The following is a 24,411-nucleotide window of genomic DNA, read 5'->3' as shown; positions in this document are numbered from 1 at the left end:
AGGGCTCGCGCGCCGTCAAGCGCGCCCCGCGGCCTCCGCGCGGTCGTCATCGGGCCCCGGGGCCAGGTCGCGGAGCAGCTCCAGCACATGCCGCAGGCCGGGGCGGTTGCCGGTGCCCGCACGGTTGACGGCGAAGACGGTCCGGGAGACGGGATGGACCAGCGGATGCAGGCTGACGGGCGCGGTGGTGTCCGGCAGCGCCATACGGGGCACCAGGGCGGCACCGGCTCCCGCCGCGACCAGGGCCGTCAGCACCGCGCCCGCCGAGGAGGCGGTGCGGGTGCCGGGCGTGGAGGGGACCGTACTGCGCGCGAGTTGGTTCTTCCAGAACTTCGACGAGGGCATCCTGCGCAGCGGTGTGCTCGACGGCGAGATCGTCTTCCCGGCCGGGGGCGTCGAGGAGCCCTTCGTGGACGCCGACGACATCGCCGAGGTCGCGGTCGCGGCGCTGACCGGGGACGGACACGCGGGCCGGAGCTACGAGATCACCGGGCCGAGGCTGCTGACCTTCGCCGAGGCGGCCGCAGAGATCGCCCGGGCGACGGGCCGCGCGGTGCGCTATGTGCCGGTCCCCGCCGAGGAGTACGGGGCCGCGCTGGTGCGCGACCACGGGCTGCCGGACGAGCTGGGGGCGTTTCTGACCGACCTGTTCGCCACCTTGCTGGACGGGCGCAACGGGACGCCGGTCGACCGGGGTCGGCGGGGACCAGACGGACAAGGTGGTGCGGCGCGGGCCCGACCAGGGGCCGGGACCGCGTCGATGTCCTGGGCCAGGCGGTAGGCGAGCGTCTCGTAGTTCACCCGCCAGCCGCGGAAGTGCGGCCACGCCTCCCGCGCGGCGCGCTCCATCGGATAGCCGTAGGTGCGCATCCGTTCCACCCCGCGCGGGAAGTCCTCGTAGCCGAGCCGGATCGGATCCTCCCGCTCCCAGCCGCGGAAGAGGTCGCCGATGTCGTCCGCCAGCTCGACCTGGGCGTAGCGGGCGAGGATCTGCGGACCCCGGGGCGGGGCGCCGGCCCGTCTCGCGGCGCTGGTAGGCGTTGTAGAGGGTGGGCAGATAGCCGATCGGCAGGCCGACCACGACGGGGCCGGTGGCCGCCGCACAGAAGTCGATGGCGGTCAGGCCGGCCCGGCGGCTGCTGGCGAAGCCGAGGGTGATCAGGCCGTGAACATCTCGGGATGGGTGCCGACGAATTCCCGCACCCCGGTCGCGGGGCTCCCGGTGATCGTCTCGATGTCGTCGGTCCGGCGGTCGTAGCGGTTCTCCGCGTGCAGCCGGGCCATGGTCGCCAGATGCTGAAAGACGTGGTCGGGCAGGCCCAGGGCCCGCAGATCGTGGTTGACCCAGGCTTCGTAGGAGACGTCCACATAGCTGACCGGCCGGCCGAGCGCGTCGGCGAACTCCGCGGCCATGGTGGTCATGCCGACGGAGGCCGGGCCGGTCAGATGGTAGGTCTTGCCGATATGCGAGGTGGGGTCCACCAGGATCTCCGTCACCACCGCGGCGACGTCCCCGGCCGCGACCGGGGAGGTGCGCCCGGTGCCGAACGGCAGCCGGATCGTGCCCTCCTGCGCGATGGAGGAGTAGACGAAGACCGAGAAGAGCGGATTCTCCATGAAGACGGTGGGCCTGAGATGGGTGACGGGCAGCCCGGACCAGTCGAGGGCCTGTTCGCCCAGCCATTGCAGCCGGTGCTGATCGGACTCCGTGGTGCTGGTGAAGTCCATCTGGGAGACCGTCATCTGCGACATGTTGACCAGCACTTCCAGCCGCGCGTATTCACGCGCGACCGCCGCCGTCGTCACGGTGGCCTCCAGGTACCCCGACGACACGCTCATGCCGAAGTACATCCGTCCGCAGCCGTCCAGCGCGCGGACCACGTCCGGGCGCGGGTCAGATCGCCCGCCACCACCTCCGCGCCCGTCGCCCGCAGCGCGTCGGCCCGCTCGTCCTCCCGGTGGACCATGGCCCGCACCGGCAGATCGCGCCGGCGCAGCTCCTCCACCACGGTGCGGCCGATGCCTCCGACGCTCCCCGCGGCGCCGGTCACCAGGATCGGTGCCGGGGCCATGGCTAGGAGACCAGCTTGTCGAGGGTGATGGGCAGTTCGCGGACCCGGACACCGGTGGCGTGGTGCACGGCGTTGCCGATGGCCGCGGCGGTGCCCACGATGCCCACCTCGCCGAGGCCCTTGGCCCCCATGGGGTTGGTGTACGGATCGGGCTCGTCCAGCCAGTGGGCCTCGACCGCGTGGACATCGGCGTGCGAGGCGATGTGGTACTGGGCGAAGTCGTGGTTGACCACATGGCCGAACCGCGGGTCGAGCACACTGTGTTCGTACAGCGCCATCGACATCCCCTGGGTCATCCCGCCGATGAGCTGGGAGCGGGCCGTCTTGGGGTTGATGACCCGGCCCACGTCGAACATCCCCAGCAGCCGCGTCACCCGCAGCTCACCGGTGTCCTCGTCGACCCGCACCTCGGCGAACTGGGCGCCGAAGCTGTGCATCGCATAGCGCTCGGCGTCCGGGTTGCCGCCGGCCATCTCCGCGGTGACCTCCAGCCCCTCCGGCGGCGCGATACCGCCGTGTTCGGACCGCAGCCGGGCCCGCAACCGGTCCGCCGCCTCCCAGATCGCGGTGCCCCAGCTGTTGATGCCGGCCGAGAACCCGGCGACCGACGCGGCCGGCAGCGCCGTGTCCCCGATCCGCATCTCCACCTGCCCGACCGGGACGCTCAGCGCGTCCGCGGCGATCTGGGTGAGCGCCGTCCAAGTGCCGGTGCCCATGTCGGCGGCGGCGATCCGCACCGTGTAGCGGCCGTCCGGGCCCATCCGGATGGTGGCCGCGTTTCCGGGGAAGCGGGGGGAGGGATACGTCGAGACGGCCACGCCGGTGCCCACCAGCCAGCGCCCCTCGCGGCGCGCCCGGGGGGTCGGGTCGCGGTGCTCCCATCCGGCCCGGCGGGCGCCCTCGCGCAGACAGGCGGTCAGATGACGGCTGGAGAACGGCAGCCCGGACTCCGGATGCACCTCCGGCTCATTGCGGACCCGGAACTCCACCGGGTCAAGACCGCAGGCGATCGCCATCTCGTCCATGGCCGACTCCAGCGCGTACATCCCCTGCGCCTCGCCCGGCGCCCGCATGATCGTCGGCACCGGGACATCCAGCGGGGCCAGCCGGTGGGTGGTGCGCCGGTGCGGTGCCGCGTACATCATCCGGGAGCAGACGCCCACCTGCTCCGCGTACCCCTTGGCCTTGGCGGTCTGCTCGATCACATCGTGGGCCAGCGCGGTGAGCCTGCCGTCCCGTCCGGCGCCCAGCCGGATCCGCTGGATCGACGCCGGACGGTAGCCGACCAGGGCGAACATCTGCTGCCGGGTGAGGGTGAACTTGACCGGCCGCCGCACGATCCGGGCGGCCATCGCGGCGAGGACGGCATACGCGTGGGGGTAGACCTTCGAGCCGAACGCGCCCCCGACATGCGGCGAGACCACCCGCACCCGCCCCGGCTCCAGCCCCAGCACCCCGGAGATCAGGGCCTGGCTCATGGAGACGCCCTGGGTGGAACAGCGCACCAGCAGCTCGCCGTTGAGCCAGGTGACCACGGCGGTGTGCGGCTCCATCGGGTTGTTGTGGTACATCGGCGTGGAGTACGTGGTGTCCACCATGGTCGGCGACGCCGCCAGCGCCGTATCGACGTCCCCCAGCACACTGTCGGCCGGCGAGCCGTCCTGCAGCTCTCCACCGCCGGTGCCGAAGGTGGCGGCGTGCACCGGGGAGTACAGGTCGTCGCGGTCGGCGCGCAGCACCACATCGGGGGGACGGCTCTCGTAGTCGACGCGGACGAGCCCCGCCGCGCGGCGCGCGGTCTCCAGGGACTCGGCGACGATCGCCCCGATGAACTGGCCGCGCCAGGCGACCTCGTCGGACTGCAGGACCGCGAGCTCCGGATCGTCGGGCCGGGTCAGCGTGGGGGCGTTGAGATGGCTGAGCACGGCCAGCACCCCCGGCTCCGCCTCCGCGAGCGAGCTGTCCACCCCGGTGACCCGCCCGGAGGCGATCGTGGACTGCAGCGGATACAGGTAGACGGGCTGGTCGAGGGGCCATTCATAGGCGTAGGTGGCGGTGCCGGTGACCTTCTGCGCGCCGTCGATGCGGTCCATCGGGACGCCGATGGCGTGGGGGCGGGCTGTGACGTGGCTCATCGCGCCTCCTCCAGCAGCTCCAGCAGGGTGGCGACCATCGTGTTGCGGGCGAGCGGGACCTTGAAGGCGTTGCCCGGCAGCGGCCGCGCCGCGGACAGCTCGGCCGCGGCCGCGTCCACGAAGCTCTCCCGGGTCGCGGGCGCGCCGCGCAGCACCGCCTCGGCCGTGATGGCCCGCCAGGGCTTGTGCGCCACCCCGCCCAGCGCGATGCGCGCGTCCCGTACCGCCCCGTCGGTGACCTCCAGCGAGGCGGCGACCGAGACCAGTGCGAAGGCGTACGAGGCGCGGTCGCGCACCTTTCGGTAGCGCGAGCGCAGCGCGGCGTGCGGGGGCGGCAGCTCCACCCCGGTGATCAGCTCACCGCGCTCCAGGACGGTGTCGCGCTCGGGGTTGGCCTCCGGCAGCCGGTGCAGGTCGGTCAGCGGGATCCGCCGCTCGGACGCCGGGCCCGCCACCGTCACGACCGCGTCCAGCGCGGCCAGCGCGACGGCCATGTCCGAGGGGTGGGTGGCCACACAGGTGGGGGAGGCGCCCAGGATCGCCATATCGCGCTGATAGCCCTCCATGGCCGAGCAGCCCGCGCCCGGTATGCGCTTGTTGCAGGCGGTGGTGACGTTCTGGAAGTACGGGCAGCGGGTGCGCTGCAGCAGATTCCCGCCGGTGGTGGCGAGGTTGCGCAGCTGGCCCGAGGCGCCCGAGAGCAGCGCCTGGGAGAGCACCGGATAGCGCCGCCGGACCCGGGAGTCGGCGGCCAGATCGCTGTTGGGCACGGCCGCGCCGATCCGCAGCCCGCCGTCGGGCAGCTCCTCGATCCGGTCGGAGGTGAGCCGCCGGACGTCGATCAGCAGCTCCGGGGTCGCCACCTCCAGCCGCATCAGATCGACCAGATTGGTCCCGCCGGCCAGATAGGCCGCCTCGGGCTCCTCGACCAGGGTGGTGACGGCGGCCGACACCTCATCGGCGCGCTCATAGCGAAAGGGCCTCATCGGTGTGCCACCTCCGCGATCGCCGGGACGATGTTCGCGTACGCGGCGCAGCGGCACAGGTTGCCGCTCATCCGCTCGGCGATCTCCTCGTCGTCGAGCACCACATCGGTGGCGCCCAGATCCTTGCTCGCGGCACTCGGCCAGCCCTCCCCGGCCTCCTGCAGCATGCCGGCCGCCGAGACGATCTGACCGGGTGTGCAGTAGCCGCACTGGAAGGCGTCATGGGCGATGAAGGACTGCTGGAGCGGATGCAGCTCACCGTTGGTGAGCCCCGCCGCCGTAACGATGTCCGCGCCCTGGTGGGCGACGGCCAGCGCGAGGCAGCCGAGGATCCGGCGGCCGTCGAGCAGCAGGGTGCAGGCCCCGCACTGTCCGTGGTCGCAGCCCTTCTTGGGGCTGGTGTTCCCCAGCTGCTCGCGCAGGGCGTCCAGCAGCGTCGTACGGGTGTCGACGGTGAGGCGGTGCTCGGTCCCGTCCACCCGGAGCTCGATCTCCAGGTCCATGGTCCCTACCCTTGATCGTCGTCCGTCGGAACGTCACGCGGCACCCCCATTCTCGGACATATAGGCACGGATCGCCCGTTCGGCGGTATGGCCACACCGATGGCGGGCCGCGGCTCGCGCCCGGCCGACGCCGGTGGACGGGGCCGCGGCCCCCGGGTCAGGGTCTTCTTCAGGTGCGCTGGATCACGGCTTCCAGATGGGGCAGATAGTGGTCCATACGATCCCGCTTGGTGAGCAGATACGGGAGGTTCTCCTTGTGCGGAGTCATCAGCAGCGGCACCTGCTCGCTGACCCTGACGCCATGCCGCAGCAGCGCGTCCCGCTTCTGGGGGTTGTTGGACAGCAGCCGCACGGAGCGCACCTCGAGGTCGTGCAGGACATCCGCCGCCACCTTGTAGTCCCGGGCGTCCGCCGGCAGGCCGAGGGCGAGATTGGCCTCGACGGTGTCGAGCCCCTCCGCCTGGAGCTTCATCGCCTGGAGCTTGGCGAGCAGCCCGATCCCGCGTCCTTCATGACCCCTCAGATAGACGAGAACGCCCCGGCCTTCGGCCACGATCGCCTTCAGCGCCGCGGAGAGCTGGTCGCCGCACTCGCAGTGACGGGAGCCGAACGCGTCTCCGGTGAGGCACTCCGAATGCAGGCGGGTAAGCGCTTCCTCACCGGTGACATCGCCGTATACCAGCGCCATTTGTTCATCACCGCGAACGAGGTCCCGATAGCCGATCGCGAGAAAGTCGCCATGCTTCGTGGACAGCCGGACATTCACCACTCGTTCGACACCCGAGGGGCGGGCGTCGACATCGAACACGCCATCACTTTCTGTCATGTCCCGATCTTATCTGGAAAACCACCGCCCTTGTACAGGAGAATGACAAAGCCGGGGGAACAAGCTGTCCGGCCGACACAGGAAAGGTCCATGAGATATGAGCGGTTCGGGAACGCGCCCGCAGGTCGGCACGGTGTTGCCGACACAGACGACGGAGGAAGTGCGGGCCGACCGGGCCGAAGTCGCCGTGCTTCCCGTGGGCAGCTTCGAACAACACGGCGCATTTCTTCCACTGGCGACCGACACGGTCATCGCCGGCACGATCGCAGGCGAGATCGCGGCCGCCTATCCGGTGCTCCATCTGCCCCCGGTGACGATCTCCTGCTCCCATGAACATGCGGCCTGGCCAGGCACGATCTCCCTGTCCGCGGCCACCCTCTACGCCGTGGTCCGCGATATCGCGGACTCGCTGAGGCGCTCGGGTATACGCGGTCTGATTCTGGTGAACGGACACGGCGGGAATTACGTACTGCGCAACATCGTGCAGGAATCCGCCGGGGGTGACTTCGGTATGGCGCTATTCCCCGGATCGGCGGACTGGGATGCCGCCAGAACGCGCGCCGGAGTACGCACCCCGTCCAACAGCGATATGCATGCGGGGGAACTGGAGACATCCATACTCCTGCATGCCCATCCAGAACTCGTCCGGCCCGGTCATGAAACCTCCGACTGGATATCCGACGATCGGAAACATCTGCTCACCCTCGGTATGTCCGCCTATACGGAGTCCGGCGTCATCGGCCGGCCGTCCAGGGCGTCCGCGAATAAGGGAAAGGAAGTGCTGGCCGGGCTTGTCGATTCCTTCGCCGAGTATCTTTCCCTGGTCGGTGCCGAGAAGGAGGCGTGATGACCTTGTCGGAAACGGAAGAGGCCTGGGAGCGGCTGTGCTCCGTCCGGAGCGAGGCGGATGCCGAGGACGCCGGTCTGGTCCGGGGCCCGGACGGCAGGCGGCGGTGGAGTGAGCCCGCCTCGCCGGAGGCCCGGCTCCTGGTCGACCGCTATCTCCCGCTGTGCCTGGCCGGACCGCGGCTGACGATCGCTCAGCTCGGTCAGAGTCTGGACGGATTCATCGCCACCCGCACCGGCGACGCCGACTATGTCACCGGCGAGGAGGACCGCCGCCATCTCCACCGGCTGCGCGCCCTGGCCGACGCGGTGGTCGTCGGGGCCGGCACCGCCGTCGCGGACGACCCCCAGCTCACCGTCCGCGCCTGCGCGGGCACCCACCCGGTACGGGTCGTCCTCGATCCCCGCGGACGGGTGCCGCTCGACCGACGCGTGTTCACCGATGGCTCAGCTCCGACCCTGTGGGTGGTGGGCGCCACCGGCGAGCGCCGGCCGGCGCCGCCGGACGGGGTGGAGCTGCTGACGCTCACGGAGCCCGACGCCTTTGCCCCCCACCAGCTGGTGCGGGCGCTCGCGCGGCGCGGACTGGGCCGGGTGCTCATCGAGGGCGGCGGCGTCACCGTGTCCCGCTTTCTGCATGCGGGGGCGCTGCACCGGCTCTATGTCACCGTGGCCCCGGTGCTGCTCGGCGACGGCATCCCCGGGCTGCGCTTCGACGGGACGCCGGTCATGCGGGACGCGCTGCGCCCGCCCGTCCGCCGCTCGACCCTCGGCGAGGACACCCTCTTCGAACTCGACCTGTCGGCCCCGCAGCCGGGCGCCCCACTGGACGGCCAGCACCGCGACACCGGGGAGGCTCGCGGCGAAGGTGAGCACCCCGTAGACCACGGCCACGGTCAGCCCCTGATTCGCGCCCAGGCCCGCGGCGCCGAAGGCCCAGGCGGTGACGCCCTCGCGGGGGCCCCAGCCGCCGACGTTCAGCGGCAGCGCCATGGCGATCAGGGCGAGCACCATCAGGGGCAGCAGCTCGGTCAGCGGAGCGTCTGACCCCGCGGCCCGGGCGGCGAGGACGAACGTCGTCAGATGCCCGGCCAGCACCACGACCGAGGAGACCACCACCCCCGGCCAGCTTCCCCGGGCCAGCAGCCCGCGGCGCGCCTCGGCCAGCGCGCCGCGGACCGCGCCCCGCCGCCGCAAGGTCACCGGCGCCGCGCGGCGGCGCCGGACGGCCACGGTCACGAGCAGTGCGACGCACCCCGCGAGCACTGCGGCCCAGGCCGTCCGGCCGCCGAGGCCGCCGGCCGGCCGGCCCAACTGCTCCAGGGCCAGGGAGGGGTGGGCCAGCAGAATCGCCACCCCCACCGCGATCAGCACCACCTGGCCCGCGACCCGCTCCAGCACCACCGCGCGTACGCCCCGGCCGACATCCCCCGCGTCCCGCCCGTGCCGCACCGCCCGATGCACATCGCCGAGGACCCCACCGGGCAGCGCGGCGTTGAGGAACAGCGCGCGGTAGTAGTCGGCGACGGCCGGGCCCAGCGGCAGCCGGATCCGCAGCCCCCGCGCCACCAGACACCAGCGCCATGCGCTGAAGACCGTGGTGAGCAGGCCGAGGCCGAGCGCCGCCAGCAGGGTCAGGCCGTCGATGGTGTGCAGGCCGTCCACAAAGGCCCCGGTGCCCAGCCGCCACAGCACCACCCCGAGGATGGCGACGCCCGCGGCCGCCCCGAGCCGGGCCCGCAGCGCGGCGGTCACGCGGCCGCCCCCATCGTGCGGGACGCGGGCAGCGCCAGCAGATCGCGGTGGTGCACCACCACCCGCAGCGCGCCCGTCGCGGCGATCGCCAGCCGGCGGCGCAGATACGCCTCGGCGCGCCCGGCCAGCTCCGGCCGGTGCTCCACGGCCGCGCCCACCCAGCCCCGCAGCCACTCGGCCGTCAGCGCGGCCTGCTCGGCGCCGAGCGTCCAGGGGCTGGCATGGGTGCGTACCGTCGCGCCGTACCGGGCGAACGTCTCGGAGGCCACCGCCATCGCGTCCGGGCCCACCAGCAAGCCGCGCCGCTGATGGGCGTTGAACGCCTCGGCGATCTCCGCGTCCAGCGGATCGGCCGGGGTGATCTCGACCCGCCCCACCACGGACAGCGCCAGCAGCGCCGGGCACTGGGCCGCGGCGCAGGCCGCGGCGATCCCGTCCACCTCCTCGGCGGTGAGCACGTCCAGCAGCGCGGACGCCGTCACCAGCGAGGCGCCGTCCAGCGTGCTCGCGGTCAGCCGGGCGAGGTCGCCCCGCGCCGTGGCGATGGTGATGCGGCTGCCGTCGGCGGCCGCCCGGGGCATCCGCAGGGCCGCCCGGTCCAGCAGATCGGGGTCGCGGTCATGCAGGATCCACAGCTGCGGGCCGCTCAGCCGGGGCGCCAGCCAGCGCCCCATGGAGCCGGTGCCGCAGCCCAGATCGTGGATCACCAGCGGCGGGCCGGACAGCCGGGGGCGGAGCTCCTCGATGAGTTCGGGGGAGCGGGCCGCCGCGTCGGCGCTCTCCCGCAGCTCCAGCCAGTCGGGGGTGTAACGCGGTACGTCGGTCGTCTTCACGCGGCCCTCCGCGGTTCGTCTCGGAGCTCTTCCAGCGCACCGGCCAGGTTCCGGGTGGTGTTCTCCCACCCGGCCAGCGCGGTGCGCCGCTCGTGCGCGGCGGCGGTCAGCCGGCGGCGGATATCGGGGTCGCCCAGCCAGCGGCGCAGCGCCGCGGTGAGCGCCCCGGGGTCGTCCGGGTCGATGAGCATGCCCGGCACCCTGCCGTCGGGGGCCTGCCCGATGGCCTCGGGCACCCCGCCGACGGCCGTGGCCAGCACCGGGATCCCCCGGGCGAGCGCCTCGGTCACCGCCATGCCGTAGGTCTCGGCGTACGAGGCGAGCACCATCGCGTCGGCACCCGCGTAACCGGCGTCCAGCTCGGCGCCGGTCCTCGCGCCGAGCAGCCGCACCCGGTCGCCCACGCCCAGCTTCTCGATCAGTTCCCGGAGCCGGGCGGTGTACTCCGGGTCCTGGTCCAGGGCCCCCGCACAGTCGCAGGTCCAGGGCAGATCGGGGATCTCCGCGAGCGCCTCCACCAGCCGCAGCTGCCCCTTGCGCGGGGTCACCGAGGCCACGCACAGCAGCCGTGAGCCCGCGCCGCCCGAGGCGGCGAGCGGGGCGATATCGGCGCCGGGCGCCGCCACATGGACCCGGTCGGGCACCAGCCCGTGCAGATCCACCAGCCGCCCGGCCGCCCAGGCGCTGGTGGCCACCACCGCCCGCGCCGAGCGCAGCGTCCGGCCCTCCAGCGCCGTCAGCTCCGCGGCCCGGCCGGGGGCGAGCCCCGTCTCGTCACCCAGTGGCAGATGCACCAGCACCGCCAGCCGCAGCCGCTGGGCCTGCGGGACGACGATGGCGGGGAGCGCACAGGCGACCAGCCCGTCGAGCAGGACGGCCGTGCCGTCCGCCAGCCCGGCCAGGATCCGGGTCAGCTCGGCGCGGGCGGCGGGGCCCGGCCGGGGCCAGTCACCCTCGACGGCGTGCTCCTCGACCCGCCAGCCGGCGCCGGGCAGATCCCGGCAGATCCGCCGGTCGTAGACGTTGCCGCCGCTCGGCGCGGCCGGGTCGGCCACGGCGCCGGGCATCACGATGTGCACCGTGGGCGGTGCGGCCGGGCTCATAGGCCGCGCTCGTAACTCGCCCAGGCGACATGCGACTCATGCAGGGTGACCACGATCCCGGACAGCCCGCGGGCGCCCTCGCCCAGCGCCCCGGAGGCCACCCGTTCGGCGAGGCGGTCGGCGATCACCTTGGCGAGGAACTCGGTGGAGGTGTTGATCCCCTCGAAATCGCGTTCGTCGTCGAGATTGCGATAGCTGAGCGCGCCGCACACCTCCCCGAGCTCACGGGTGGCCAGGCCGATGTCGACGACGATGTTGTCGTCGTCCAACTCGGCACGGCGGAAAGTGGCGTCCACGAGGAACGTCGCCCCGTGCAACCGCTGTGCGGGTCCGAAGACGTCCCCGCGGAAACTGTGAGCGATCATGATGTGATCGCGGACGGTGATGCTGAACAACGGATGACCCTCCAGATACGGCGCGTCGGGCCCTCAGCCGGGGCACGCCCTCTAGTACGGCCGTCACGTTCCCCGTGTTCAGACGGATGACACGACAGATTCCGCGTCGTAGCGAACCCGGTGGCACAGTCCCGGAATCTCCCCGGAGGCGAGCCCCGGCAGCACCTGGGGCAGCTCCTCGAAACCGCATTCGCCGGTGACGAGGGCGTCGAAGGCCGGATCGGCGAGCAGTTCGAGCGCCAGCGCCATCCGGTCGCCGTAATCGCGGCGGGTGCCCCGGGCCGGGGAGACCGTCCCCACCTGGCTGGCCCGCACCGTCAGCCGGCGGGAGTGGAAGGCTTCCCCAGCGGCAGGCTGATCCGCCGGTCCCCGTACCAGCTCAGCTCCAGCACGGTGCCCTCCGGGGCGAGGAGTTCCAGCGAGCGCGCGAGCCCCTGTTCGGTGGCGCTGGCGTGCACGACCAGATCGAGGTCGCCCGCAGCCTCCCCGGGGAGCGCGAAGTCCACCCCGAGCGCCCGCGCGATCTCCGCGCGCGCCGGCTCGGCGTCCACCAGTTGCACCCGTACGGCGGGGAACCGCGCCAGCACCGCCGCCACGGAGGCACCCACCATCCCGGCCCCCACCACGGCGATCCGATCGCCCAGCAGGGGCGCGGCGTCCCATGCCGCGTTCACCGCGGTCTCCACCGTGCCCGCCAGCACGGCGCGCGGGGCGGGCACGCCCTCCGGCACCGGGGTCACCGCGCTCGCCGGGACCACATAGCGGGTCTGATGCGGATACAGACAGAAGACGGTGCGCCCCAGCAGGGACGCCGGCCCCTCCTCGACCAGACCCACGTTGAGATAGCCGTACTTGACCGGCCCGGGGAACTCACCGTCCTGGAACGGCGCGCGCATCGCGGTGTGCTGACTCACCGGTACGCCACCGCGGAAGACCAGCGTCTCCGTACCGCGGCTCACCCCCGAGCACAGCGTGCGCACCACCACGTCCTCGGGCCCGGGGACGGGCAGGGCCACCTCCCGTATCTCGCCACGGCCGGGGGAGCGGAGCCAGAAGGCGCGGGCGGTGCGCGTCATACGACGTTCTCCAAAGGGGCTGAACAATCGGGCGGTGGCTCACGTACCGGTGACCATGAAGCCGCGAACACGGTACGCGGCACCCATCCACTCCGCCACACAGCCCGGAGGGTGCACGGTGGCCCTGAACAATCCCTACAACACGACGCTGGTGCGGAACGAGACGGCCGCGGGCGCGGCCGCACAACTCCTGCTGCTCGTGCTGCTCGGCACGGCGATCGACCTGGGACCCGTGGGCTGGCTGACCGGCCTGGCCTTCGCGGTCGCCACCTGGGCGGTGCTCACCCGCGCCCTGTCGCGGTCCTGGCTCGTCTCCTTCGGCGCGGCCAACCGCGTCACCCTCGCGCGGGCCACGCTCGTGGGCGGGGTGACCGCGCTGGTCGCGGACTCCTTCGAGAGCCCGCCGCCGGTCACCGTGCTGGTGGCCCTCACCGCGGTCGCGCTGCTGTTGGACGCGGTCGACGGCCAGGTGGCCCGCCGCACCGGCACCTCGTCCTCGCTGGGCGCGCGGTTCGACATGGAGGTCGACGCCGTCCTCATCCTGGTGCTCAGCGTCTATGTGGCCACCTCGCTCGGCCCCTGGGTGCTGCTGATCGGCACCATGCGCTACGCCTTCGTCGCCGCGGCCCGGGTGCTGCCCTGGCTGAACGGACAGCTCCCCCCGAGCACGGCCCGCAAGACGGTGGCCGCACTCCAGGGTGTGCTGCTGCTGATCGTCGGCGCCGACGTCCTGCCCTATGCGCTGGCGTTCGGCGCCGCCCTGCTCGCCCTGACCCTGCTCAGCTGGTCCTTCGCCCGCGACATCAGGTGGCTGTGGCGCACCCGGGACAGCCGGGCCGAGGTGACCGCGGGGGCCCGGTGAGGGCGGCGTCGCCGACCGGCCCGCCGCTCTACCAGGGGAGAGTGCCCTCGCTCTACCAGGGGAGAGTGCCCTCGATGTCGAAGTACCCACCCGTCGGGCCGTCGGGCCCCACCTGGGCCATCCGGACGATGATCTCGGCGCCCTCCTCGACCGTCTGGTGGCCGGTGTGCGCGTTGAGGTCCGTCGCGGTGTAGCCGGGCTCGACGGCGTTGATCCGCATCTGCGGGAACGCCTTCGCGTACTGCACGGTGAGCATGTTCACCGTGACCTTCGACGCCGGATAGCTGACCCCCGGATAGGCGTGCGTCGGGGTGTCGGGGGTGGAGACCCGGTCCAGCGAGGCCAGCCCGCTGCTGACATTGACCACGACCGGGGCGGCGGACCGCCGCAGCAGCGGCAGGAAGGCGTGGGTGACCCGCACCACGCCGAAGACGTTCGTCTCGAACACCTTCCGCATCATGTCGGCGGTGACCTCCGCGGCGCCGATCACCCCGCCGTCCGGCGTCCGCTCCTCGACACCGGCGTTGTTGATCAGCACATCCAGTCCGCCGTCGGCCTCGATGGTCTTGGCGGCGGCGGCCACGGACGCGTCATCGGTGACATCGAGGACGACCAGCCGCGCCCCCAGCCGCTCGGCGGCCCGGCGGCCGCGCTCGGCGTCCCGGCTGCCGATGTAGACGGTGTGTCCCGCGGCGATCAGACGGCGGGCGGTCTCGAAGCCGAGACCCTTGTTGGCTCCGGTGATAAGTGTTGTCGTCATGTCTCCAGGCTGCGTCCGGGGCGGGCGGGCAGCCAGGTGCCCCGTCTTCCTGGGACCGCGAGTACCAGGAAGGGCCCCCGGGCGGCGGTGCACACTGGTGGTCATGGCGACCACGGAGTTCGGGCAGGCGGTACGGCGTTGGCGGGACCGGGTCCCGCCGGAGGCCGCCGGGCTGCCGTCCGGCGGCCAGCGGCGCGCGGCCGGGCTGCGCCGCGAGGAGCTGGCGATGCTGGCCGGGATCTCCGTCGACTACGTCACCCGCCTCGAACAGGGCCGGGCCTCCCATCCCTCGACCCAGATCGTCGAGGCCCTGGCCAGGGCGCTGCGGCTGTCGGGGACCGAGCGCGGCCATCTCTTCCGGCTGGCCGGGCTCGCGCCACCGGGCCCGGAGACGGTGCCGGCCTACATCACCCCGAGCGTCCAGCGGCTGCTGGACCGGCTGACCGGCACACCGGTCGCCGTGAGCGACGCGTCCTGGACGCTGCTCATGGCCAATCCGCCGTATGTGGCCCTGAGGGGCGATCCGTCCCGGTGGCGCGGCAACGAGCGCAACGGAGTCTGGCGCCACTTCGTCTGCGAGGACAGCGGATCCCGGCAGACGCATGAGGACCGCACCGAGTTCCAGGCCGCGCTGGTCGCCGATCTCCGCACGGCCGCCGCCCGCTACCCGGCCGACCAGCGGCTGCGGCGGCTGGTCGCGGAACTGCGCGCCAACAGCGAGCGGTTCGCCGAGCTGTGGGACTCCGGCACCGTCGGCCACCACGAGGCGTCGCGCAAGACCATCGACCATCCGCGGGTGGGCTCGCTGACGCTGGACTGCGATGTGCTCACGGTGGCGGGCAGCGATCTGCGCATCGTGGTCTACACCGCCGAGCCCGGCACCGAGGATGCCGAACGCCTCGCCCTGCTCACCGTGCTCGGCACCCAGACGCTCACCGGCTAGCCCGTCCCTCGTACGGCGGTGCGAGCGGGGCCGGATCTGGGAACCAGGCCCATATGTTTTTCATATTTGCGTAATTGGATCGCTGCGTTCCGTAAGATTTTAAGCTCATCCGATGCACGAACCGGCGTCCGTGAGCGCTATCTGAAACAGAGAGCGCAACACCGCGCACTCGCGGGGCGTGTGGGGGCCACCCCTCGTACAACGAACAGAAGGACAACGACGTCCGTGAATCTTCAAACCGTGGTGAACGTCGTCACCGCCGTACTCGTCGCGCGGGTATTCGGCAGTGACGCCATCGCCCTCCTGCGCCGCGCGGCCGCGATGGGAGTCCGCGTCGGCGTATCGGAACTGCATCGCAGCGACCGGGAGGGAGGGGAGCGGTGACCAACGAATTCCTGCGCTCGCGCGAGACCACCTCGATGACACCCGGACTCCCCGCGGACTTCCGCGCCTTCCACCAGCTCCACCGGAAGGCGTACATCGACCGGGCCGTGGTCTACCTCGGCAACCACGCGGACGCCGAGGAGGCCGTCGACGCCGCCTTCGAACAACTCCTGCGCTGCTGGCCCAAGGTGCTGACCATGGAGAACCCGGCCGCCTACGCCTGGAAGGTCATGAAGAACCGGGCCGTCGACCTCGCCCGCGCCCGCAACCGCGGCCCCGCCCTCCTGGACAACGCGACCTTCGAGACCGCGCTGCTCAGGGACGCGGTCGACCCCATCGCCGTACTCGAGGAGAGCCTGAACCTCTACCAGGCCATCAAGAGACTCCCCGAGCGCCAGCAGGACGTGGTCATCCTGCTCCACTGCCGCGGCTACAGCGTCGCCGAGACCGCCACCCACCTCGGCATCACCGAGGCCGGCGTCCGCTCCACCGCCCGCTACGCCCGCCGCCGTCTGCAACAACTCCTGGCCAAGGAGGACCGATGACCTCAGCCATTGACCGCATCCTCGCGCGGGCCCTGCTCAACCCCACCCCTCCCGTCGACTTCGAGGCCGCCGAGGCCCGGCTCGCCATCCGCCACGCCGACCCGGGAGGCGCCCCACCCCAGGAGCGCCCTCCACGGCACGCCCAGCGGACACCCGCGGCCGCGGGGGCCGCGGCGCCGGGCGTGGACGAACGGATGGCGCAGGACCTGCACACCCTGTGCGAGGCGATCATCGCCCGCCCCGATGCCCTGACCCAGCTACGGGACTTCCTCACCCGCCGCATCCTCGAACCGCCCGGCTCCCGGGTCCTCGGATGCGTCCTGCAACTGGCCGGACATGAGGACCACGCCCAGTTCTGGTGGCAGTTCGCCGCCGGCGCCGGTGACCCCGCCGCCGCGTACTGCCTCTACCTCCACCACATGGCCCTGGGCGAGGACGGCCAGGCGCACGCCTGGCTGGAGTGGTGGCACGAGCAGGCGGGCCACGACATCCCGCCGGTCACCGACACCGTGGAGGACTGGGCCGCCACCGACCATGAGATGGCCGCCGCCCTCCGCATCCTGCACGGCCTGAAACGGGAACAGGAGGTGCCGCCCGCCACCACGGCCGTCATCCACTACGTCGCCCGGGCCGTCGACTTCACCGACGACCCCGACATCGATCTCCCCCTGCCCGAACCGGGGTTCGCCGACCGCATCGAAGACCTCACCGCCACCGAGACCACCACGGCCGGCACGCCCTCGCCCGACCGGGCCGTACTGCCCGAGCGGCCGCGCAGCGGTTCCCCCGCGTAGCGCCTCACCCGCGTATCACCAGGTGAAGGCGAGTGGCTTACCCGGTCGGCCGGGGGCCGGCACCGGGCCGGTGTGCCGGACACATCCCTTGCCGGGAGCGCCGACCTCCGCCGTCGGCCAGTTGGCCTCTTGCGGTCGACGACGGAGAAGTAGCCGTCGTCGTCGGTGTAGCCGAGGTCCCCGGTGTGCCACCGCAGGTCCCGCACGATCGCCAGGGTCGCGGCCGGATTCCGGTGGTAGCCCGGGAACATGATGTGCGGCAGCCGCGGCCGGGCCGCAGCCCGGTGAAGGAGTCGACCATGGTGTGGTCCTCAGCTTTCTGGGGGGAGGGCCTGATGGGGCGGGGGCCGGTGGACGAGCCAGTCGCGGTGCCGGGCGAAGTGGTCGGGACGGCGGGTGCGCAGCTCCGCGCGGGCGGTGGCCAGCGGCGGCCCGGTGGGGGCCAGCGTCATCCGTGCCGAGACCTCCCAGCGTCTGCCGTGGTGGGCGTCGATCCGCGCCAGGACCGTGAGCGGCCGCTCGACGGGCACCGGGCGCAGATACTCGACCGCCAGGGACTTGGTGACCAGCCGCGGCTCGGTGCGCAGGGCGGCCATGGCGAGCACGTCGTCGAAGACCGCGGCGATCCAGCCGCCGTGCGCCACATCCGGGCCGCCGTGCCAGGAGTGTGCGCAGACGACGTCGAACCGCAGGTCGCGGTCGCGCGCGCCGGCGGCCTCCACGCCCAGTCGGCAGACGTCGTCCGGGGCGCAGCCGCCGCACAGCAGCCGGCCCGACGCGGACGGCTCGATCGCGAACGCGTCGGCATCGTGGGCGTCAGCCATGGGCCGTTCCCCCGGCGTGGGTGACGCGTCCCGCCTCCCGGCGCATGGCCTCGACCACCGCGCCGGACGCCTCGATCGTGCCGCGCCGAAGCGCCTCGTCGCGGCAGGCGGCCGAGCGGTCGAACGGCACCCGTACGGCGCCGCCGCCCTCGGCGGGACGGGTCGCCCGGACCGCGTCGGCGAAGGCGGCCACCCGTCGGCGGTAGTCCTCCGGGTCGGTCAGTACACCGGGGTCCACCAGCACGACGAGGAAGCCGCGGTCCCGGACCCCCGGTGGGTCGGGGGCCGCCCCGGCCATCATGCCCAGTAGCTGGACGACGATCGCCGGCCCGGAGCCCTTGTGCCCGCCCCACACCCCGAACGCGCCCTCCGGCGCGGCGGCCGGGTCGAGCGTCGGGGCGCCGGTGGCGTCGTACGCCCGGCCCGGCGCGAGCTCCGCGCCGAGCCGGGCCTTGAGCAGCACCTCGCCGTACATGACCGACGCGGTGCCGATGCCCCGGATGACCGGCGCCGGGGTGGACGGGAAGCCGAAGGCGATCGGATTGGTGCCGAACCGGCCCTCGGTGCCGCCGTGCGGTGCCACCACCGCGGGCCCGCTGCCCGCGATCATCCCGGCGAGCCCGGCGTCCGCCGCCTTCTCGAGGTAGTACGAGAACATGCCGGTGTACCAGGTGTCGCGGGCGCCGACGGCCGCGATGCCGTGCGCACGGGCCTTGTCCACGGCCAGGTCCAGCGCGCGCATGCCGACGAGATAGCCGGCCTGGTCGCCGCCGTCGAGGGTCGCGGACACCGCGGTCTCGGCGACGACCCGGATCGGGCCCGGGGGCTCGGGGGCGGCGCGGATGCGCTCCACCACGGACAGCGCGCGGGCGAGCCCGCCGAAGGACAGGCCGCGCAGTTCGCAGTCGAGCAGGTGGTCGGCGATGATTCCGGCCTCGGCCGCGGTGTGCCCGGCCCAGGTCAACGCCGCGGAGACGAGCGCGTGGGCGTCGGAGGGCGTCAGTGTGGTCATGGGTGGGTGCTGTCGGGTCATCAAGGGACCTTCCGTCAGCGGTGAGATCGGGAGGTTCGCCGCTCAGGCGGCCGCGAGGTGGCGGTAGCCGCTCCGGAAGAACAACAGCGGGGACGCCTCGGCGCGGGCGTCGAGATCGTCGACGTGGCCGATGACGATGTGGTGGTCACCGGCGTCGTGGACGGCCTGGATCGTGCAGCCGATCCACGCCACCACGCCCTCGATGACCGGATCCCCGTGCGGCCCCGGCCGCCAGGCCACGCTCGCGAACTTGTCCCCGCCGGACGTCGACAGCGCGCGGCAGATCTCCTCCTGGCCGGCGGCGAGGACGTTCACACAGAAGGTGCCGCGGTCGGCGATGGCCGGGAACGTCGATGAGCTCTTGCCCGGCAGGAACGCCACCAGCGGCGGGTCGAGCGAGACGGAGGTGAACGACGAGACGGCCATACCCACCGGATTGCCGTGCGCGTCACGGGAGGTGATCGCGGTGATGCCGCTGGCGAAGTGGCCCAGAACGGACCGGAACCGGGTGGGATCCGGGCCCTGTCGCGCGGAGCGAGGGAAGTGATGTGTAAGCATGCTGAGATGATATAAGCATACGTCCATATTGCAAGAGAGCTGATGCACTGGGTCGGGGGCCGTGCCATTACGCTGCAGACGTGACAGACCCGCTGCCGTACATCAGCCCCCTGAACGACGACCGGACCCCGCCGCGGGCGGCCACGGGCATGGACGAGGCGTCCTCGCTGATCGACGCGGCCTTCCGGCTCGAGCGAGCGGTCACCCGGATCGGAAACAGCCGGCTGCGGCCGTGGAACATGACGCTGTCCAGCTATACGGCGCTGCGGATCATCGCCGACCAGCCCCAGCTCACCCTCGCCCAGCTGGCCCGGCGCTGCTACGCCCGCCCGCAGACCATGACCCGCATCGTCACCCAGCTGGAGAACCGCGGCTTCGTGGCCCGCGGCTCGCATCCGGAGAGCGAACGGGCACTGTCGCTGAAGGTCACCGACGCGGGCCAGGCCGCGCTGACGGAGATGGGTGCCGAGGTACTCAAGATCAGCGACACTCTGAACGCCACGCTCGGCCCGGACGACATCGCGGCGGCCGACCAGCATCTGCGCCGGGCCGCGCTCGTCGTCGAGAACGAACTGCGGGAGATGAAGCGGCCGGAGAGCGATGGATGAGCCGGGCGGCTTCGGCTCCCGGACATGACGACGGAAGCCGGCGGCCGGAGAAGGTCTCCGGCCGCCGGCTCCCGCTTCTCTGGGCGCGTGACCCCGTCAGTGCTGGGCCACGAGATCCTTGAGCGCGATGTTGAGTTCGAGGACGTTCACCCGCGGCTCGCCGATGAAGCCGATGACGCGGCCCTCGGTCTTGTCCTCGACCAGCTTCTCCACCTGGGCGACGGACAGCCCGTTCCGCTCGGCGACCCGGTGGACCTGGATCTCGGCGTACCGCGGGGAGATGTCCGGGTCCAGGCCGGAGCCGGAGGACGTCACCGCGTCGGCGGGGACCTGGGACGGCCTGACGGTGTAGCCGGGCACCGAGTTGTTCTTGACGACCGCGGCCTTGGCGTCCTTGACCTGCTGGAGGAGGTCCTTGCTGTCGGCGGAGAGGTTGGTGGCCCCGGACAGCAGCAGCGTGTACTGGGTGTTGACGCTGTTGGCGCCGAGGCCGTTCGCCGGGCGTCCCTGGAACCACTTCGGATCGGGATCCGGGGTCTGCTGACCCTTCTTCAATGGCAGGTTGTACGGCTGCCCGATCAGCGAGGAGCCGACGACCTTGCCGTTCGCCGTGATCTCGGAGCCGTTCGCCTTGTCGTGGAACAGCCCCTGGGCGATGCCGGTGACCACCAGCGGATAGATGACGCCCGTGACCAGGGTCAGTACGAGAAGGGCCCGCAGGCCGGCCCCGAACAGCCGGGCGGTGTTCATGACGGAATGGTTCATGGCGGTCAGCCGATCCCGGGAATGAGGGAGATGAGCAGGTCGATGATCTTGATGCCGACGAAGGGCGCTATCAGGCCGCCGAGGCCGTAGATCCCGAGGTTGCGCCGCAGCATCTTGTCCGCGCTCATCGGCCGGTAGCGCACACCCCGCAGGGCCAGCGGCACCAGCGCGATGATGATCAGCGCGTTGAAGATCACCGCGGACAGGATCGCCGAGTCCGGTGAGGAAAGCTGCATGACGTTCAGCTTGTCCAGCCCCGGGTAGACCGCCGCGAACAGCGCCGGGATGATCGCGAAGTACTTCGCGACATCGTTGGCGATGGAGAAGGTGGTCAGCGCGCCACGGGTGATCAGCAACTGCTTGCCGATCTCCACGATCTCGATGAGCTTGGTCGGGTTGGAGTCGAGGTCGACCATGTTGCCGGCCTCCTTGGCGGCCGACGTACCGGTGTTCATCGCCACCCCGACGTCCGCCTGGGCCAGCGCCGGGGCGTCGTTGGTGCCGTCGCCGGTCATCGCCACCAGCTTGCCGCCCGCCTGCTCCCGCTTGATCAGGGCCATCTTGTCCTCGGGAGTGGCCTCGGCGAGGAAGTCGTCGACGCCCGCCTCCTCGGCGATCGCCTTGGCCGTCAGCGGGTTGTCACCCGTGATCATGACGGTCTTGATGCCCATGCGGCGCAGCTCGTCGAACCGCTCCCGCATGCCCTCCTTGACGACGTCCTTGAGGTGGATGACGCCCAGCACCCGCGCCCCGTCCGCGTCCTGGACCGCCACCAGCAGCGGGGTGCCGCCGGCCTCGGAGATCCGGTGGGCGATCCGGTCCGCGTCCCCGGCGACCGTGCCGCCCCGCTCCCGGACCCAGGCGATGACCGAACCGGCCGCGCCCTTACGGATCTTCCGCTCGCCGACGTCCACACCCGACATCCGGGTCTGCGCGGTGAACTCGATCCACTCGGCGCCCACCAGTTCGCCCTGATGGCGCTCGCGCAGCCCGTACGTCTCCTTCGCCAGGACGACGATGGACCGCCCCTCGGGGGTCTCGTCGGCCAGCGAGGAGAGCTGGGCGGCGTCGGCGACCTCGGCCTCGGTGGTGCCGCGCACCGGCGCGAACTTGGCTGCCTGCCGGTTGCCCAGGGTGATCGTGCCGGTCTTGTCCAGCAGCAGTGTGGAGACGTCACCGGCGGCCTCGACCGCCCGGCCCGACATCGCCAGCACGTTCCGCTGCACCAGCCGGTCCATGCCCGCGATGCCGATCGCCGACAGCAGCGCGCCGATCGTCGTGGGGATCAGACAGACCAGCAGCGCCACCAGCACCACCATCGTCAGCCGCGTGCCCGCGTAATCGGCGAACGGCGGCAGCGTGACGCAGGCGAGCAGGAACACGATCGTCAGCGAGGCGAGCAGGATGTTCAGCGCGATCTCGTTCGGCGTCTTCTGCCGGGCGGCGCCCTCCACCAGGTTGATCATCCGGTCGATGAAGGTCTCGCCCGGCTTGGTGGTGATCCTGATGACGATGCGGTCGGACAGCACCTTGGTGCCGCCGGTCACGGCCGAACGGTCGCCGCCCGATTCGCGGATGACCGGCGCCGATTCGCCGGTGATCGCCGACTCGTCGACCGAGGCGACGCCCTCGACCACATCGCCGTCGCCGGGGATGACATCGCCGGCCTCGCAGACCACCAGGTCACCGATCTTCAGCCCGGTGCCGGGGATCCGCTCCTCGGCCGTGCCGTCCGAGGCCAGCCGCCGGGCCACCGTATCGGTCTTGGCCTTGCGCAGGGTGTCGGCCTGCGCCTTGCCACGGCCCTCGGCGACCGCCTCCGCCAGATTGGCGAAGATCACGGTCAGCCACAGCCAGGCGCTGATCGCCCAGCCGAACCAGTCGCCCGGATCCTGACAAGAGAACACCGTGGTCAGCACGGACCCGACCAGCACGACGAACATCACGGGCGACTTCACCATCACCCGCGGGTCCAGCTTGCGGAAGGCGTCCGGCAGCGACTTGAGCAGCTGCCCGGGATCGAAGAGGCCCGCGCCGACACGGTCCTCGGCCGAGCTGTGCCCGGTGGGAACGCCGCCTCGCGGCGCCCTGGTCGGAGTGGCAGTGGACATGGAGTCCTCGTGGTTTTCTGTGCGGGTGCTCATCACGCCAGCCCCTCGGCCAGCGGCCCCAGCGCCAGCGCCGGGAAGTACGTCAGACCGGTGATGATCAGGATCGCGCCCACCAGCAATCCCGTGAACAGCGGCTTCTCGGTGCGCAGCGTGCCCGCGGTGGCCGGCACCGGCTTCTGCTCGGCGAGCGAACCCGCCAGCGCCAGGACGAAGACCATGGGCACGAAGCGGCCGAGCAGCATCGCGAGACCGGTCGTGGTGTTGAACCAGTCGGTGTTCGCGTTCAGGCCCGCGAAGGCGGAACCGTTGTTGTTCGAGGCGGAGGTGAACGCGTACAGCACCTCGGAGAAGCCGTGCGCACCGGAGTTGAGCATCGAGTTCGGCGGCGTCCGCAGGGCCATGGAGGCGGCGGTGAAGATCAGTACCAGCGACGGGGTGACCAGGATGTAGCAGGCCGCCAGCTTCATCTCGCGGGCACCGATCTTCTTGCCCAGATACTCGGGCGTGCGGCCCACCATCAGCCCGGCGATGAACACCGCGATGATCGCCATGATCAGCATGCCGTAGAGGCCGGAGCCCACACCACCGGGCGCGATCTCGCCCAGCATCATGCCGAGCATGGTGATGCCGCCGCCCAGGCCCGTGAAGGAGGAGTGGAAGGAGTCCACCGCTCCGGTCGAGGTGAGCGTGGTCGACACCCCGAAGAGCGCCGAGCCGCCGACACCGAAGCGGGCCTCCTTGCCCTCCATCGCGCCACCGGCGGCGTGCAGGGCCGGGCCGTGGTGGGCGAACTCGGTCCACATCATCAGGGCCACGAAGCCGACCCAGATGGTGACCATGGTCGCCAGGATCGCGTAGCCCTGCTTGACCGAGCCGACCATGATGCCGAAGGTGCGGGTCAGCGCCAGCGGGATGACCAGGATCAGGAAGATCTCGAAGAGGTTGGTGAACGGGGTCGGGTTCTCGAACGGGTGGGCGCTGTTGGCGTTGAAGTAACCGCCGCCGTTGGTGCCCAGCTCCTTGATGGCCTCCTGCGAGGCCACCGCCCCGCCGTTCCACTGCTGCGAGCCGCCCATGAACTGGCCCACCTCGTGGATGCCCGAGAAGTTCTGCAGGGCACCGCAGGCGACCAGCACCACGGCGGCGATCGCCGCGGCCGGCACCAGGACGCGGACCGTGCCGCGCACCAGATCGGCCCAGAAGTTGCCGAGTTCACCGGTGCGCGAGCGCGCGAAACCGCGCACCAGCGCCACCGCGACGGCGATGCCGACCGCGCCCGACACGAAGTTCTGCACGGCCAGCCCGGCGGTCTGCACGACGTGGCCCATGGCCTGCTCGCCGTAGTACGACTGCCAGTTGGTGTTCGTCACGAAGGACGCGGCCGTGTTGAACGCCTGCGCGGGCTCGATCGAGGAGAACCCGAGGGAACCGGGCAGGCTGCCCTGCAGCCGCTGCAGCAGATACAGGAAGAGCACACCGGCCACCGAGAAGGCCAGCACCCCGCGCAGATACGAGGCCCAGCGCATCTCGGTGTCGGGGTTGGCACCGATGCCCTTGTAGATCCACTTCTCCACGCGCCAGTGCTTCTCGGACGAGAAGACCTTGGCCATGTAGCTGCCGAGGGGAACATAGGCGAGCGCCAGCGCCCCTAGGAGGGCGAGCAGTTGGAGCACGCCCGCGAGTACGGGACCCAT

Annotated in this window: 25 protein-coding genes and 3 pseudogenes; 9 read left to right on the top strand and 19 right to left on the bottom strand. The window is 71.8% G+C overall.

Annotated features, from left to right (window positions below; translation table 11 throughout):
- Nucleotides 1–15 precede the first annotated feature (15 nt).
- Nucleotides 16–255, bottom strand: coding sequence for a LysR substrate-binding domain-containing protein (locus BLV72_RS05125; RefSeq protein ID WP_342030652.1), 240 nt, complete (start codon nucleotides 253–255; stop codon nucleotides 16–18).
- A 25-nt stretch (nucleotides 256–280) separates the two neighbouring features.
- Between BLV72_RS05125 and BLV72_RS49680 the strand changes: the two genes are divergently transcribed.
- The gene (locus BLV72_RS49680; protein WP_342030651.1) at nucleotides 281–781 is read left to right on the top strand and encodes a Rossmann-fold NAD(P)-binding domain-containing protein; all 501 of its coding nucleotides are present in this window, start codon (nucleotides 281–283) and stop codon (nucleotides 779–781) included.
- A 377-nt stretch (nucleotides 782–1,158) separates the two neighbouring features.
- Here BLV72_RS49680 and BLV72_RS05115 read toward each other — a convergent pair whose 3' ends face one another.
- From BLV72_RS05115 to ribA, 6 genes are all read right to left on the bottom strand, one after another.
- The gene (locus tag BLV72_RS05115) at nucleotides 1,159–1,839 is read right to left on the bottom strand and encodes an NmrA family NAD(P)-binding protein (RefSeq protein WP_244320660.1); all 681 of its coding nucleotides are present in this window, start codon (nucleotides 1,837–1,839) and stop codon (nucleotides 1,159–1,161) included.
- Nucleotides 1,836–2,072 (bottom strand): NAD(P)H-binding protein, encoded by a 237-nt coding sequence (locus BLV72_RS49675; protein ID WP_244320659.1) that lies wholly within the window; start codon nucleotides 2,070–2,072, stop codon nucleotides 1,836–1,838. The genes BLV72_RS05115 and BLV72_RS49675 overlap by 4 nt, the downstream gene beginning before the upstream one ends.
- Nucleotides 2,073–2,074: 2 nt before the next feature.
- Nucleotides 2,075–4,207, bottom strand: coding sequence for a xanthine dehydrogenase family protein molybdopterin-binding subunit (locus BLV72_RS05110; RefSeq protein WP_093460569.1), 2,133 nt, complete (start codon nucleotides 4,205–4,207; stop codon nucleotides 2,075–2,077).
- Entirely contained in the window at nucleotides 4,204–5,193 is a 990-nt protein-coding gene (locus BLV72_RS05105; RefSeq protein ID WP_093460567.1) for an FAD binding domain-containing protein, read from the bottom strand. The genes BLV72_RS05110 and BLV72_RS05105 overlap by 4 nt, the downstream gene beginning before the upstream one ends.
- A complete protein-coding gene (locus tag BLV72_RS05100) occupies nucleotides 5,190–5,696 on the bottom strand; it encodes a 2Fe-2S iron-sulfur cluster-binding protein (RefSeq protein ID WP_093460566.1) in 507 nt (168 codons plus the stop codon). Before BLV72_RS05100 ends, BLV72_RS05105 begins: the two co-directional genes overlap by 4 nt.
- A gap of 169 nt (nucleotides 5,697–5,865) precedes the next feature.
- The gene (ribA, locus tag BLV72_RS05095; RefSeq protein WP_093460564.1) at nucleotides 5,866–6,522 is read right to left on the bottom strand and encodes a GTP cyclohydrolase II; all 657 of its coding nucleotides are present in this window, start codon (nucleotides 6,520–6,522) and stop codon (nucleotides 5,866–5,868) included.
- 97 nt (nucleotides 6,523–6,619) lie between these two features.
- Between ribA and BLV72_RS05090 the strand changes: the two genes are divergently transcribed.
- Nucleotides 6,620–7,369 (top strand): creatininase family protein, encoded by a 750-nt coding sequence (locus BLV72_RS05090; RefSeq protein WP_093460563.1) that lies wholly within the window; start codon nucleotides 6,620–6,622, stop codon nucleotides 7,367–7,369.
- Nucleotides 7,369–8,007: pseudogene (locus BLV72_RS49670) on the top strand (RibD family protein); the annotation flags it as partial. The gene BLV72_RS05090 and the pseudogene BLV72_RS49670, both read left to right, overlap by 1 nt.
- A 276-nt stretch (nucleotides 8,008–8,283) precedes the next feature.
- Here BLV72_RS49670 and BLV72_RS49665 read toward each other — a convergent pair.
- From BLV72_RS49665 to BLV72_RS05065, 5 genes and pseudogenes are all read right to left on the bottom strand, one after another.
- Nucleotides 8,284–9,033, bottom strand: a pseudogene (locus BLV72_RS49665) (lysylphosphatidylglycerol synthase transmembrane domain-containing protein); the annotation flags it as partial.
- 86 nt (nucleotides 9,034–9,119) lie between these two features.
- Nucleotides 9,120–10,025 carry a class I SAM-dependent methyltransferase gene (locus BLV72_RS05080; protein ID WP_425288352.1) on the bottom strand — a complete coding sequence of 302 codons (906 nt, stop codon included), beginning with the start codon at nucleotides 10,023–10,025 and terminating at the stop codon, nucleotides 9,120–9,122.
- Nucleotides 9,953–11,059, bottom strand: a complete 1,107-nt coding sequence (locus BLV72_RS05075) for a glycosyltransferase family 4 protein (RefSeq protein WP_093460558.1) — start codon at nucleotides 11,057–11,059, stop codon at nucleotides 9,953–9,955. Before BLV72_RS05075 ends, BLV72_RS05080 begins: the two co-directional genes overlap by 73 nt.
- Entirely contained in the window at nucleotides 11,056–11,454 is a 399-nt protein-coding gene (locus BLV72_RS05070) for a 6-pyruvoyl trahydropterin synthase family protein (RefSeq protein ID WP_093460556.1), read from the bottom strand. The genes BLV72_RS05075 and BLV72_RS05070 overlap by 4 nt, the downstream gene beginning before the upstream one ends.
- A 78-nt stretch (nucleotides 11,455–11,532) precedes the next feature.
- Nucleotides 11,533–12,530, bottom strand: a pseudogene (locus BLV72_RS05065) (zinc-dependent alcohol dehydrogenase).
- Between the two features lie 118 nt (nucleotides 12,531–12,648).
- On the opposite strand from BLV72_RS05065, the gene BLV72_RS05060 reads away from it, so the two are divergent.
- Entirely contained in the window at nucleotides 12,649–13,392 is a 744-nt protein-coding gene (locus BLV72_RS05060) for a CDP-alcohol phosphatidyltransferase family protein (RefSeq protein WP_093460555.1), read from the top strand.
- A gap of 52 nt (nucleotides 13,393–13,444) precedes the next feature.
- On the opposite strand, the gene BLV72_RS05055 is transcribed toward BLV72_RS05060, so the two are convergent.
- Complete coding sequence (locus BLV72_RS05055) at nucleotides 13,445–14,152, bottom strand: SDR family NAD(P)-dependent oxidoreductase (RefSeq protein ID WP_093460553.1); 708 nt, start codon at nucleotides 14,150–14,152, stop codon at nucleotides 13,445–13,447.
- A 103-nt stretch (nucleotides 14,153–14,255) separates the two neighbouring features.
- On the opposite strand from BLV72_RS05055, the gene BLV72_RS05050 reads away from it, so the two are divergent.
- From BLV72_RS05050 to BLV72_RS05040, 4 genes are all read left to right on the top strand, one after another.
- Nucleotides 14,256–15,095 (top strand): helix-turn-helix transcriptional regulator, encoded by an 840-nt coding sequence (locus BLV72_RS05050; protein WP_093460552.1) that lies wholly within the window; start codon nucleotides 14,256–14,258, stop codon nucleotides 15,093–15,095.
- Nucleotides 15,096–15,320: 225 nt separating this feature from the next.
- Nucleotides 15,321–15,479 (top strand): hypothetical protein, encoded by a 159-nt coding sequence (locus BLV72_RS47800; RefSeq protein ID WP_014059559.1) that lies wholly within the window; start codon nucleotides 15,321–15,323, stop codon nucleotides 15,477–15,479.
- On the top strand, nucleotides 15,476–16,024 hold the full coding sequence (locus BLV72_RS05045; protein WP_093460550.1) for a sigma-70 family RNA polymerase sigma factor: 549 nt from the start codon (nucleotides 15,476–15,478) through the stop codon (nucleotides 16,022–16,024). The genes BLV72_RS47800 and BLV72_RS05045 overlap by 4 nt, the downstream gene beginning before the upstream one ends.
- Complete coding sequence (locus tag BLV72_RS05040) at nucleotides 16,021–16,818, top strand: hypothetical protein (protein ID WP_093460549.1); 798 nt, start codon at nucleotides 16,021–16,023, stop codon at nucleotides 16,816–16,818. Before BLV72_RS05045 ends, BLV72_RS05040 begins: the two co-directional genes overlap by 4 nt.
- 311 nt (nucleotides 16,819–17,129) lie before the next feature.
- Here the strand turns inward: BLV72_RS05040 and BLV72_RS05035 are convergent, their stop codons facing one another.
- The 3 genes from BLV72_RS05035 to BLV72_RS05025 form a co-directional block, all read right to left on the bottom strand.
- Nucleotides 17,130–17,642, bottom strand: coding sequence for a PaaI family thioesterase (locus tag BLV72_RS05035; RefSeq protein WP_093460547.1), 513 nt, complete (start codon nucleotides 17,640–17,642; stop codon nucleotides 17,130–17,132).
- Complete coding sequence (locus BLV72_RS05030; protein WP_093460546.1) at nucleotides 17,635–18,654, bottom strand: Ldh family oxidoreductase; 1,020 nt, start codon at nucleotides 18,652–18,654, stop codon at nucleotides 17,635–17,637. The genes BLV72_RS05035 and BLV72_RS05030 overlap by 8 nt, the downstream gene beginning before the upstream one ends.
- 63 nt (nucleotides 18,655–18,717) lie before the next feature.
- The gene (locus BLV72_RS05025; RefSeq protein WP_093460544.1) at nucleotides 18,718–19,233 is read right to left on the bottom strand and encodes a flavin reductase family protein; all 516 of its coding nucleotides are present in this window, start codon (nucleotides 19,231–19,233) and stop codon (nucleotides 18,718–18,720) included.
- A gap of 80 nt (nucleotides 19,234–19,313) precedes the next feature.
- Here BLV72_RS05025 and BLV72_RS05020 point away from each other — a divergent pair, with 80 nt between their 5' ends.
- On the top strand, nucleotides 19,314–19,841 hold the full coding sequence (locus tag BLV72_RS05020; protein WP_228052872.1) for a MarR family winged helix-turn-helix transcriptional regulator: 528 nt from the start codon (nucleotides 19,314–19,316) through the stop codon (nucleotides 19,839–19,841).
- Between the two features lie 96 nt (nucleotides 19,842–19,937).
- Here BLV72_RS05020 and BLV72_RS05015 read toward each other — a convergent pair whose 3' ends face one another.
- The 3 genes from BLV72_RS05015 to kdpA are packed head-to-tail and all read right to left on the bottom strand — an operon-like array spanning nucleotide 19,938 to nucleotide 24,411.
- Nucleotides 19,938–20,606 (bottom strand): potassium-transporting ATPase subunit C, encoded by a 669-nt coding sequence (locus tag BLV72_RS05015; protein WP_093460543.1) that lies wholly within the window; start codon nucleotides 20,604–20,606, stop codon nucleotides 19,938–19,940.
- Between the two features lie 5 nt (nucleotides 20,607–20,611).
- Nucleotides 20,612–22,750: a potassium-transporting ATPase subunit KdpB gene (gene kdpB, locus BLV72_RS05010; protein WP_208905544.1), complete on the bottom strand. Its 2,139-nt coding sequence runs from the start codon at nucleotides 22,748–22,750 to the stop codon at nucleotides 20,612–20,614.
- Complete coding sequence (gene kdpA, locus BLV72_RS05005) at nucleotides 22,750–24,411, bottom strand: potassium-transporting ATPase subunit KdpA (protein WP_093460541.1); 1,662 nt, start codon at nucleotides 24,409–24,411, stop codon at nucleotides 22,750–22,752. Before kdpA ends, kdpB begins: the two co-directional genes overlap by 1 nt.

Origin of the sequence: Streptomyces melanosporofaciens (assembly GCF_900105695.1) — a bacterium.
Classification (GTDB): Bacteria; Actinomycetota; Actinomycetes; order Streptomycetales; family Streptomycetaceae; genus Streptomyces; species Streptomyces antimycoticus.
Note: the sequence above shows the minus strand (reverse complement) of the source record. Positions and strands in the feature narration are given on the sequence as shown.

Excerpts from the sequence above, each read along its gene's own strand:
- BLV72_RS05105 (WP_093460567.1), bottom strand. The coding sequence starts at position 5,193 with ATGAGGCCCTTTCGCTATGAGCGCGCCGATGAGGTGTCGGCCGCCGTC.
- BLV72_RS05100 (WP_093460566.1), bottom strand. The coding sequence starts at position 5,696 with ATGGACCTGGAGATCGAGCTCCGGGTGGACGGGACCGAGCACCGCCTC.
- BLV72_RS05030 (WP_093460546.1), bottom strand. The coding sequence starts at position 18,654 with ATGACCACACTGACGCCCTCCGACGCCCACGCGCTCGTCTCCGCGGCG.
- BLV72_RS05025 (WP_093460544.1), bottom strand. The coding sequence starts at position 19,233 with ATGCTTACACATCACTTCCCTCGCTCCGCGCGACAGGGCCCGGATCCC.
- BLV72_RS05035 (WP_093460547.1), bottom strand. The coding sequence starts at position 17,642 with ATGGCTGACGCCCACGATGCCGACGCGTTCGCGATCGAGCCGTCCGCG.
- ribA (WP_093460564.1), bottom strand. The coding sequence starts at position 6,522 with ATGACAGAAAGTGATGGCGTGTTCGATGTCGACGCCCGCCCCTCGGGT.
- BLV72_RS05090 (WP_093460563.1), top strand. The coding sequence starts at position 6,620 with ATGAGCGGTTCGGGAACGCGCCCGCAGGTCGGCACGGTGTTGCCGACA.
- BLV72_RS05110 (WP_093460569.1), bottom strand. The coding sequence starts at position 4,207 with ATGAGCCACGTCACAGCCCGCCCCCACGCCATCGGCGTCCCGATGGAC.
- kdpB (WP_208905544.1), bottom strand. The coding sequence starts at position 22,750 with ATGAGCACCCGCACAGAAAACCACGAGGACTCCATGTCCACTGCCACT.
- BLV72_RS05040 (WP_093460549.1), top strand. The coding sequence starts at position 16,021 with ATGACCTCAGCCATTGACCGCATCCTCGCGCGGGCCCTGCTCAACCCC.
- BLV72_RS05075 (WP_093460558.1), bottom strand. The coding sequence starts at position 11,059 with ATGAGCCCGGCCGCACCGCCCACGGTGCACATCGTGATGCCCGGCGCC.
- BLV72_RS05050 (WP_093460552.1), top strand. The coding sequence starts at position 14,256 with ATGGCGACCACGGAGTTCGGGCAGGCGGTACGGCGTTGGCGGGACCGG.
- BLV72_RS05015 (WP_093460543.1), bottom strand. The coding sequence starts at position 20,606 with ATGAACCATTCCGTCATGAACACCGCCCGGCTGTTCGGGGCCGGCCTG.
- kdpA (WP_093460541.1), bottom strand. The coding sequence starts at position 24,411 with ATGGGTCCCGTACTCGCGGGCGTGCTCCAACTGCTCGCCCTCCTAGGG.
- BLV72_RS49675 (WP_244320659.1), bottom strand. The coding sequence starts at position 2,072 with ATGGCCCCGGCACCGATCCTGGTGACCGGCGCCGCGGGGAGCGTCGGA.
- BLV72_RS05055 (WP_093460553.1), bottom strand. The coding sequence starts at position 14,152 with ATGACGACAACACTTATCACCGGAGCCAACAAGGGTCTCGGCTTCGAG.
- BLV72_RS05115 (WP_244320660.1), bottom strand. The coding sequence starts at position 1,839 with ATGAGCGTGTCGTCGGGGTACCTGGAGGCCACCGTGACGACGGCGGCG.